Origin of the sequence: Lentilactobacillus dabitei, from assembly GCF_019061365.1 — a bacterium.
GTDB lineage: Bacteria > Bacillota > Bacilli > Lactobacillales > Lactobacillaceae > Lentilactobacillus > Lentilactobacillus dabitei.
Genome location: NZ_JAHPPD010000027.1, coordinates 18,491 through 29,120, shown reverse-complemented (window position 1 = coordinate 29,120; position 10,630 = coordinate 18,491). Strand labels below are relative to the sequence as shown.

The following is a 10,630-nucleotide window of genomic DNA, read 5'->3' as shown; positions in this document are numbered from 1 at the left end:
TTTTATTCTAACGAGAAACAAAAAATCTGTCATCAGTAATAGATAAAATCTATTACCAACAACAGATATTGTAGAACCGTTTTCATCTCAATTGGGATGTGACCGAGTAGGCTTGCTTTTTACCAAATATTTATTTTTCTGATGGCTCTTGCTGATCTTTCATAAAATGCGAACTTCCGATTAATTTCAGTGTGTAGAAGAAGACCAACTGAATAATTGTGAGTAAGCCAATAAAGACAATTGCCGGCCGACTCCACATATTCATTAGCGGTCGAATAAATAACTCTGGTGTGAGAAACAAATAGATTGTGTGTATTCGCAAAAAGCGGCCAATGAAGATTCCGATCGACGTTAAGATTGTCAGCAAAACAACGATGGCATGCTTGAACCATAAATGATTCAATCTCAACCGATAGCTAATTGCTTTTGAAACGCGATCAAGTCCCCAGATACCAATGATTGTCGAAAACAGGGTGGAAACCAGAAGCAACGAAAACTTCAGCCACATGACATCATTTAATCTCAGCAGCCCATTTGGACCATAGGGTGTTAATAACGATAAGTGAAATAGATCAGTTAATAAATAGGGCGTATTGGGGTAAAATAGTAGCCATACCAGCACAATGACCCAGAATAGCAACCCGTTTTTGGGTGTTGTATTGTCAATATGAAAGCTTAGCTCAATTGGAATGAACGCTAAAAATGTATTGAGAACCAAAAAATTGAATGGAGGCTCTTTTAGATAAGTGTAGAGGATTGTGATCCAGACGATGAAACATGCTCGGACAATCCATTTATTTAATTGACTCATCAGACAAACCTCCCCTCAACTAATATTAAACTATTTTTGCAAACCAAATGCTATAAATAAATCGGATTCAGCTTATTTTTTATAATTTATTTAAAGATCCCCCGGAATTTGGTATGATTAGATGTTCACGCAATTAGAATGCTATAATATTGCTGACAAAATTAATTAAGGAGCGCGCAATGGACTGGTCTGGAATTTTTACATTACATAATTTTATAAATTTGATTGATATCTGTGTCGTCTGGTTTTTGATATACAATTTAATTCTGATGGTTCGTGGGACCAAAGCAGTTCAGCTCCTTCGAGGAATTGTTTTCATTCTGCTGATTAAGATTGTGAGTGTTTGGATTGGTCTGGCGACAGTTTCGTGGATTATGGATCAGGTCATCAACTGGGGAGTCATTGCCATTGTGGTCATTTTCCAGCCTGAAATTCGTAGAGGTTTGGAACATTTGGGCCGCGGTTCCCTGTTTGTTCGTGGACGTCAAGAAAATGAAGCAGCTAAGAAAATGATTTCATCGTTGGATAAAGCAATTCAGTATATGTCAAAGCGCCGAATTGGTGCTTTGATTACGATCCAAATGAATACCGGCCTCGAAGAGTATATCGAAACTGGAATTGATATTGATGCTGATGTAAGCGGTGAGTTGTTGATCAATATTTTTATTCCTAATACGCCATTACATGATGGCGCGGTAATTATTAAGAATAATCGGGTCGCCGTTGCTGCTGCATATTTACCTCTTTCTCAGAGTAATTTAATCCCTAAAGAACTTGGAACCAGACATCGGGCTGCGGTTGGCATTTCTGAACTGACTGATGCCATGACGGTGGTGATTTCTGAAGAGACCGGTGAGGTTTCAATTACTCAAAATAATGAGTTGCTCCGGGGGATGACTCAAGATGATTATCTGAAGTATTTCCGAGATCAACTGTTAACCGATGATTCACAACCGACACATCGAACAGTCATTAACACCATTTCGACTTTCATCGAAAATCACTTTAAAGGGGGTCGGTAACCGTGAAAAAGTTTCTATTCAATAATTGGGCCTACCGACTTCTATCTTTATTTTTTGCTATCTTACTGTTTCTTTATGTTGGTGGAACTCAAATGGGCTCATCTACGCAAGACAGTGAAAGTAGCAACTCCACTCAATTAACTTCGAATAAATCAAAAACGTTTTCGGTTCCATTGTCGCTAACCGTGAATAGTAATAAATATTTTGTGACGGGTTATCCAGAAAAGGTCAAAATTCACTTGAGTGGGCCATCTGCTTTGGTTACAACAACGGCTAATACTCAAAACTTTAAAGTTTATGCAGACCTTTCAAAGCTTGTCGTGGGTAGTCATACGGTCCGGATTCAACAGGAAGGGCTCAATAATGATTTGAGATATCGGTTTGAACCGGCTAAAATAAAGGTTAATATTCAACCGCGAAAGACCGTGAGTTATCCGCTCCAAGTTAAATATTCCAAGGGGAATGTGGCTTCTGGATATCAAGCTGGTAACGCCACGGCAGACGTGAAGACTGTCAAGATCACCGGGGCATCTGATCAGATTAACCGGATTCATTCGGTTGTTGCCCAACTGAACGTGCCACAGAACGCAAAATCATCAATCAACAGTCAAGCGATTATCGAGGCCTTGGACGCTGATCAGAATACGGTGAACGTTGTGATTACTCCAGCCACGGCTGATGTCACATTGCCAATCACGCCTGGCAACAGTAAAGAATTACCAGTTAAGTTGGAAGCCAAGGGCATTACTGACGACAATGAAAGCTTTACGTTGACATCTGCAACTAAACGGGTTCGGGTATTTGGAACCAAAGCTCAACTGAAAAAGTTAAGTTCCGTTGAGGTTGAGGTGGATACAAGTGACGTTAAGAATACGAAGACCAAAAAGATTGAACTTGACAGTAAATTGAACGATGTCAAAGGGTTTGATCCAGATTATATTAATGTGAAGATTACTAGAAACAATTAGTTGTTATTTTATATTTGAAATGAGGAAAATTTATAATGAAGTATTTTGGTACTGATGGTGTCCGTGGAATCGCGAACAAAGAGCTTACCCCAGAACTTGCCTTTCGTTGTGGCCGAGCTGGCGGTTACGTATTAACGCATCATTCAGAGCGCAAACAGCCACAGGTGCTGGTTGCCAGAGATACTCGGATTTCTGGGCAAATGTTGGAAGAGGCATTAATTGCCGGCTTGCTCTCAGTCGGAATTGAGGTCTTGAATCTTGGAATTGTTACCACTCCCGGGGTTGCTTATTTGGTCAGAAATCAGGAAGCCGATGCCGGGGTGATGATTACCGCATCGCACAACCCCGTTGAGTATAATGGCATCAAGTTCTTCGGTGCGGATGGCTACAAACTTTCAGATGAAATGGAAGAAGAGATTGAATCCATCCTCGAACGTTCTGAAGACATTTTGCCTCGGCCAGCAGCTCAAGGCCTTGGTGTCGCCGGTGATTATCTCGAAGGCAGCCAAAAATACATTCATTTTCTTGAGCAGACAATTTCCGAAGACTTATCAGGAATCAAGGTTTGTGTTGATGCTGCAAATGGCTCGACCAGCAAATTGGTCACGACGCTTTATGCCGATTTGGGAATTGAATTTGAAACATTGGCAACTAACCCGGATGGTTTAAACATCAACGATCATGTGGGCTCCACTCATCCTGAGCAACTCCAGAAGTTTGTCCTGGATCAGGGCGTTCAAGCCGGAATTGCTTTTGATGGAGATGGCGACCGTTGTATCGCTGTTGACGAAAACGGCAAGTTGGTTGACGGAGATGCCATTATGTACATTTGTGGTAAATACATGGCAGAACGTGGTCGCCTGAAGAAGAATACCATCGTGACAACGGTGATGAGTAATATGGGCATGTACAAAGCCATGGAGCGTGCCGGGATGACCAGTGTGAAAACCCAAGTTGGTGACCGTTACGTTGTCGAAAAGATGAATGAAGACGGTTATAACCTTGGTGGCGAACAGTCTGGTCACATTGTCTTTCTTGATTTCAATACAACCGGGGATGGCATGTTGACAAGCCTCCAATTATTGTCCGTCATGAAAGCGACTGGCAAGAAATTGTCCGAATTGGCTGGTGAAGTTAAGAAATACCCACAAAAACTCATTAACGTTAAAACGAATCAAAAGAAGACCGGGATGGATAACCCCAAGATTCAAGAAGTTATCAAACAAGTTGAAGAAGAGATGCACGGTGATGGTCGAGTGTTAGTTCGACCAAGCGGAACCGAACCATTATTGCGAGTGATGACAGAAGCGCCAACTCAGGATTTAGTTGAAGACTATACCAAACGGATCGCTGATGTCGTCCAAAAAGAAATTGGAATTGAATAATTTGATGAAAAAGTCAGCTGAACTTCCAACTGGCTTTTTCATTTATAAGGATTTACTTAAAGAAATGCTCACCGGCTCTCTGTAAATTTTAATTTCCTATACCACTTTATCTATTTTATTGACTTTTTTGTCCAAGTTGTGTAGATTATACGTGTTAACAAATTAATTTAAATGATATCTTTGTATATACCAATTTATAAATGCTGAGGAGAATACATTATGTGTGGAATTGTTGGAGTTACTGGAAACGACAATGCTGTTTCAATTTTATTGGAAGGCCTTGAAAAACTTGAGTATCGCGGTTATGATTCTGCCGGAATCTATGTCAATGATTTAAACGGCAATGATTATCTGGTTAAACGTAAGGGGCGGATTTCCAATCTTGAAGCTGCTGTTACCCCTGAAGTTCACGGGTCAGTCGGAATTGGCCACACCCGCTGGGCGACTCACGGTGTTGTGAGCGTTGCAAATGCGCATCCACAATATTCTGAAGACCACCGTTTCTACTTGGTTCATAACGGGGTTATCGAAAACTACAAGGAACTGAAGGCAAAGTATCTAAGCAGTGTGACTTTTGAGTCTCAAACTGATACTGAGGTCGTTGTTCAATTGATCGATCGCTTCGTCCAAACTGAAGGATTATCGACCAAACAAGCTTTCTTGAAAACACTAAGCCTGCTTGAGGGTTCATCCTACGCCTTCCTGTTAATGGATAGCACCGATCCCGAAACTTTGTACGTTGCTAAGAACAAGAGCCCATTACTGATTGGCTTGGGTGACGGCTGCAACGTTGTTTGCTCTGATGCGTTGGCCATGCTCAACGTGACCCATGATTTCTTGGAACTCCATGATGGCGAAGTTGTGACCATCAAGCCTGATTCAGTTGTGATTGAGGATGCTGAAGGCAAGTACGTTGAACGGGATAGCTTCCACGTTTCAATGGACGCTCAGGAAACTGACAAAGGTACGTACCCATATTACATGTTAAAGGAAATCGACGAACAGCCAAACGTGATGCGTAATTTGGCTTCGCTTTATACTCAAGAATCTGGTCGACCAAATATTGATCAAGATCTAATCACTACAATGAAGCAGGCGGATCGGATTTATATTGTCGGTGCCGGCACAAGTTATCATGCTGGCTTGGTTGGGAAAAAATTGTTTGAAAAATTAACCCACGTGCCAACCGAAGTCCATGTCGCATCTGAATTTGCATATGACAACCCACTTCTCTCAGACAACCCATTCTTTATTTTCCTATCACAAAGTGGTGAAACTGCCGATAGTCGTGAAGTTTTGGTTAACGTTAACGCTCACGATTATAAGAGTTTGACGATTACAAACGTTGAGAACTCAACCTTGTTCCGAGAAGCAACTTATACGTTGTTATTGCATGCCGGCCCAGAAATTTCAGTGGCTTCAACGAAAGCTTACACTGCCCAAATTGGTGTCGAAGCCATTTTAGCCAAGGCACTGGGAGAAGCAAAGCAACAAGTCATTGCCGAAGAATTTGATATTCGCCAGCAACTTGGTTTGGTTGCCACAGGGATGCAGGCTATCATCGATGAAAAGGACATGATCGAAGACCTTGCCAAGAAGTACTTTGTTCCAACCAGTAAAGCATTTTACATCGGTCGTGGAATTGATCAGACTGTTTCACTAGAATCAGCCCTGAAGCTTAAGGAAATTTCATATGTGCAAGCTGAAGGATTTGCTTCTGGAGAACTAAAACATGGAACGATTGCTTTAATTGAAGAGGGGACGCCAGTTGTTGGGATCATTACCCAGAAACGAACTGCTAATTTGACTCGAAGTAATCTTCAAGAAACAATGTCTCGTGGGGCTCAAACCTTCACGATTGTTCGCAAAGGATTGGCTCAAGACGGGGACACAATTATTATCCCTGACGTTGATGAAATGATTACACCATTACTGAGCGTTGTACCAGCTCAATTGATTGCCTATTATACAAGCCTTAACAAAGGTTTGGATGTTGATCGACCAAGAAACTTGGCCAAGAGTGTGACAGTGGAATAGTTTTAACTCATGAGTTTAAAAAGTTTCGAAATCTAAAAAAGGTTTCGAAACTTTTTTTCTGCTCTAAAAGTTGCCAACCTTCATTCAGTTATAGTGTTTAACTTGATTTTAAAAATATTCTTGATTTTTTCAGGCTAATTTTTTGTGTTCAAGTTCAAGATAATATAGTATTATGTGTGTTGAAAAGTATTAAGAAAGTATTAAGAATTAAATGTTTAAATTTGTTGTGAACCACTTCATTTTTAACTGAATTTCTAATATGATAGTGGTGTGAGTTCTAACGAAGGGGTGGAATGATTGAATAAGGTAATTAAACATGGACTTGCTGCCATCGTTGTAGCTGGGATGGGGATCTTGTGCTCAATGTTTCCGGCCCAAAGTACATATGCTCAGTCTACAAACGCAAACAGCTTCATAAATGAATATAAAAGTGATGTGAAGAAAGCGTCAACGAAATACAATTTGTATGGTTCTGTGATGATGGCTCAGGCTGCACTGGAAAGTGCGTGGGGACAAAGCCAGTTAACAACAGAAGCGAATAATTTCTTTGGGATTAAGGGGGCCTACAATGGCCAATCGGTTTCAATGCCGACAACCGAGTACAATAGTAATGGACAGATGGTTAATACCACCGCTAACTTTAAAAAGTATCCAAGTGCCTATGCTTCTTTTGCTGACAACGGTTCAACTTTGAGAAATGGGACTAGCTGGAATTCTCGCTATTATTCAGGCTCTTGGAAAGAGAATGCATCCAGTTACGTGGCAGCTGCAAATGCGTTGACCGGAAAATACGCAACGGCACCGACTTATGGGGCCTCGTTGATTAACTTGATTCAGACTTATAATTTGGATCAGGTATTCGGCGAAACAGCTTCGTCCTCCAGCAGTTCCAGTTCTGCAACTGCGGTGAGCTCAAGTTCTTCAGCAACCAGCAGTTCGGCCACTACGGCTCCAGTTGCTCAGAAGGCACCATTGGCCTCAGTTAAGTATTATCATTCATCTGGAGCCGACCAAGTTCCGCTCTCAAGTAAATATAAGAAATATTATGTGTATAATCATATCAAGGGCGCCAGTCACTCCGAAAAGAAGTACACTTGGCAGTCATTAGGCGTCAATAATCGGGTAAATGTTTACCTTGATATGCGTGGCGTCAAACAAGGAACTTCCAGTTCATGGTATCGATTGAGATTCTATCAAAACACCAAAGCTAAAAAGTTTTGGGTTTACGCACCAGCATTAAGCTTTGCTCAAACTTATTATGGTTCAACATCTGGTCGATTAACCCCAAATGTTAAGTCCGCTGGTAAACTCTATAATCACGTCGTTGGGACACCCACACTTGCTAAATCTGTTACCAAGCTCAAATCATTGAAGCCAAAAAAGGCAGGCTATTCAGTCGATAAAACTGCCCTTCAATCTTCCAGCAAGGGACCAATTCTCTGGTATCGGGTTTCTGACGGTAAAACTAAGGGCTGGATTAAGGGCAGCGATGTCACGTCGTATCCTGCCTCAGTTGCAATTGCCAACGCCAAGGCGACTAAAGTAGTGGCTAAGAGTGCATCTTCCAATCTGCTCTACGACCGAGCTGTTGATAATGGGAATATGCAAAAGCACTACAAAGTTGCCCAAACGAATCTGAAAATTGGCACAAAGGTGACCGTCGATAAAATTGGGTACAAGATTCAGGACCACTCAACTTGGTATCGCATCACAACGCCGGGTTCAAACAACAAATATTGGGTTTCTGCTAAATGTTTATCATGATTCAAACCCTAAAGTAGCAAATATCAGAAAATGATGTATAATAAAATTCTGGTATATGAATTTAGGGAGGTTTTCCAAATTTTTAAACGACTTAAAAAAGTGATTGGAAAAGCGATAATCCTGGGGGTCTCGATTATCGGTTTTTCTTTTGTTAGCAATCAAGTAGTCAACGCAAGCGTCGAAACCGACTTTATCCAACAAATGAAGGCTCCAATTGTGAAGGTCAGTAAACAAAATCACTTGTATCCTTCGGTAATGATGGCCCAAGCAATTGTCGAGAGTGATTTTGGCCGTTCTGAGCTCTCAGTGCAAGCTAATAATTATTTTGGGATCAAAGGGACCTATGATGGTCAATCGGTCACGATGAGTACCGGAGAGTATAATTCCAAGGGGAAGCATTATATGACCGCCGCTCAATTTAAAAAATATCCGAGTGTTTTGGCTTCAATCCGGGATAATGCGTATGTTCTCCGCCATGGTACTTTGACGGATCCAGACTATTATTCGGGAACTTGGACCAACAATGCGCTTTCATCTACAGATGCTGCCATGGCGCTTTCTTCGACATATGCGACGGACATGGCTTATGGGAATAAGTTGAATGCTGTGATTATCAAATATGATCTCAATAAACTTGACTCAAGTGCAAGCGCCAGTGATATCAACTCGAAAATAGAAGCATCCTTAAAGAAACAGTTGGGAAGTTCGAATAAAGCAGAACAAGTTCAATCTGAGCAAGAGGCCGAGTCCCGGATTACGCAGAACAATCAGCCACTACCCAAAAATATTTTTGGGCAAAATAAGCGTTCAGACAATCCCAATCAAGCTAATGAGGTCCAAATAAATAATATTCTTATGGAGAAAGTGACTCAACAATAATTTTTAAAGGTTCGCAAAGATTACTTGCGGATCCTTTTTTTGAGCGACCTTTTTGGTATAATGTGATTTGTTTATATTGGAATCTCTTAGAGTAGGAGAGAATAATTTTGGAAGATTATAAAGTAAAAGTGCAAAACGTTACCAAAGAATATGATTTATTTAAAACCCAATCAGAAAAGTTACGCTCATTCTTTTCGGTGTCTAAAAAAGCCGTTCCCCATTTCTGGTCACTAATGGGTATTTCTTTGACGATTCAACCAGGCGAAACCCTTGGCCTGATTGGCGTTAATGGTTCCGGTAAGTCGACTTTGTCAAACATTATTTCTGGTATTATTCCCCAAACCACTGGTTATGTGGACGTTCGTGGTGAAACATCGATTGTTGCGATTAGCGCCGGTTTACGAAATAATTTAACCGGCCGGGAAAATATTCGGCTGAAGTCCTTAATGCAGGGAATGACCAATGAACAAATTGATGAAATGATGCCAGATATCATCTCATTTGCGGATATTGGTGATTTCGTCGATCAACCTGTTAAGAGTTATTCAAGTGGAATGCGTTCCAGACTTGGGTTCGCAATTGCTGTTCATATTAAGCCAGATATTTTAATCATTGACGAAGCGTTGTCAGTTGGTGACGACACGTTCTATCAGAAATGTGTGGATAAGATTACTGAATTTAAAGAAGAGGGTAAGACGATTATTTTTGTCAGTCACTCTCTCAAACAAATTCGAATGTTATGTGACAAAGTTGCTTGGATTAACTATGGTGAGTTGAAGATGGTTGGTGAAACCAAAGAAGTCACTGACAAATATCGCGAGTTCACCCAGTGGTTTAAGAAGCTCAGTAAAAAAGAAAAGCATGCCTTTGAATCTAAACGAAAGAGCGTGCAAAAGAACTTCAGCATTGAAAATTATCAAAAGCAAATCACCGATCAAATGCAGAAAGAGGCCCCTCAGGATAAAAGTATTCCGTCAAAAGTTCACCATTTATTCTATGGATCAGTGATTAGCGAGAAGATGTCCATTTGGAACCAATTACTCACGTGGGGAGTTCTCCTTGTTATTGTGTTCTTCTGCTTAGTTAACATTTCTGGGTACTCTGTTGGGCACGTTTTGAGTGACCCGTCTTTGATTTTGCATCCATCCCACGTTTTAAATTTACCTGGCATTAAATAACGTTGATTGTGAATAATAGTGGTCTAAATTGATGGTTTTGTCGATTTACGCCACTTATTTTGATTACAGTATTGACAGCGCTTCCAAAAGTGGGTATATTATGTGCGGGTACTAAATAAATACCTTCTAATCAATTCTCTTTCTCTCTTAAAAACCGGCAGTCTTTGTACTGTCGGTTTTTTTATGTATAATAGTACGATAGTAGGAGGAGATTTTTTGAAAAGTAATGAAGTTTTAACGTTAATTGAAGAAATTACCCGCAATGACGGCTCAAAGTACATCGAAATTAGCAATATGGTTCAAAATGGGCGGGCGGAATTGGCAGCCGATAGAGGATTTATCAAACAGGTCCGGATCCTTCAGCTTAATATTCCACATTCTCCTCACGTTGCCAAGTATGAACACTACGTAAATGAGAATTTTACAATGCCAGATGAGAATATGGATCATTTCGAAGAATGGAAGAAAACCCCTGAAATGCAAAAGGAAGTTGCCATTATTCTGAAAGAAAATCACATCGGATAATTAAAATATGTTTGCATAGTTTTGGCAAATATGATATAAATATATATGTCGCAATTACAAA

The 10,630-nt window shown here is 40.6% G+C and carries 9 protein-coding genes; 8 read left to right on the top strand and 1 reads right to left on the bottom strand.

What is annotated here, in order from left to right; genetic code table 11:
• Window positions 1-130: 130 nt before the first annotated feature.
• Window positions 131-811, bottom strand: a complete 681-nt coding sequence (locus KTE19_RS05860; protein ID WP_217341826.1) for a DUF1361 domain-containing protein — start codon at window positions 809-811, stop codon at window positions 131-133.
• A 179-nt stretch (window positions 812-990) separates the two neighbouring features.
• Between KTE19_RS05860 and cdaA the strand changes: the two genes are divergently transcribed.
• The 8 genes from cdaA to KTE19_RS05820 all read left to right on the top strand — a co-directional run bounded on the left by cdaA (window position 991) and on the right by KTE19_RS05820 (window position 10,569).
• A complete protein-coding gene (gene cdaA, locus KTE19_RS05855; protein WP_054746736.1) occupies window positions 991-1,833 on the top strand; it encodes a diadenylate cyclase CdaA in 843 nt (280 codons plus the stop codon).
• A gap of 2 nt (window positions 1,834-1,835) precedes the next feature.
• Window positions 1,836-2,801: a CdaR family protein gene (locus KTE19_RS05850; RefSeq protein ID WP_217341825.1), complete on the top strand. Its 966-nt coding sequence runs from the start codon at window positions 1,836-1,838 to the stop codon at window positions 2,799-2,801.
• A gap of 35 nt (window positions 2,802-2,836) precedes the next feature.
• Window positions 2,837-4,186 (top strand): phosphoglucosamine mutase, encoded by a 1,350-nt coding sequence (gene glmM, locus KTE19_RS05845; protein WP_056981076.1) that lies wholly within the window; start codon window positions 2,837-2,839, stop codon window positions 4,184-4,186.
• 219 nt (window positions 4,187-4,405) lie between these two features.
• The gene (gene glmS / locus KTE19_RS05840) at window positions 4,406-6,223 is read left to right on the top strand and encodes a glutamine--fructose-6-phosphate transaminase (isomerizing) (RefSeq protein ID WP_217341824.1); all 1,818 of its coding nucleotides are present in this window, start codon (window positions 4,406-4,408) and stop codon (window positions 6,221-6,223) included.
• Window positions 6,224-6,520: 297 nt separating this feature from the next.
• Entirely contained in the window at window positions 6,521-7,987 is a 1,467-nt protein-coding gene (locus tag KTE19_RS05835; protein WP_217341823.1) for a glycoside hydrolase family 73 protein, read from the top strand.
• Window positions 7,988-8,203: 216 nt separating this feature from the next.
• Window positions 8,204-8,866, top strand: a complete 663-nt coding sequence (locus tag KTE19_RS05830) for a glucosaminidase domain-containing protein (RefSeq protein ID WP_347339401.1) — start codon at window positions 8,204-8,206, stop codon at window positions 8,864-8,866.
• A gap of 104 nt (window positions 8,867-8,970) precedes the next feature.
• Window positions 8,971-10,044 (top strand): ABC transporter ATP-binding protein, encoded by a 1,074-nt coding sequence (locus KTE19_RS05825; RefSeq protein WP_217163201.1) that lies wholly within the window; start codon window positions 8,971-8,973, stop codon window positions 10,042-10,044.
• Window positions 10,045-10,260: 216 nt separating this feature from the next.
• The gene (locus tag KTE19_RS05820) at window positions 10,261-10,569 is read left to right on the top strand and encodes a hypothetical protein (RefSeq protein ID WP_054746735.1); all 309 of its coding nucleotides are present in this window, start codon (window positions 10,261-10,263) and stop codon (window positions 10,567-10,569) included.
• The last annotated feature ends 61 nt before the right edge of the window (window positions 10,570-10,630 follow it).

Bases quoted from the DNA above. Each gene is read 5' to 3' on its own strand.
- glmM (WP_056981076.1), top strand. From the start codon at position 2,837: ATGAAGTATTTTGGTACTGATGGTGTCCGTGGAATCGCGAACAAAGAG.
- glmS (WP_217341824.1), top strand. From the start codon at position 4,406: ATGTGTGGAATTGTTGGAGTTACTGGAAACGACAATGCTGTTTCAATT.
- KTE19_RS05860 (WP_217341826.1), bottom strand. From the start codon at position 811: ATGAGTCAATTAAATAAATGGATTGTCCGAGCATGTTTCATCGTCTGG.
- cdaA (WP_054746736.1), top strand. From the start codon at position 991: ATGGACTGGTCTGGAATTTTTACATTACATAATTTTATAAATTTGATT.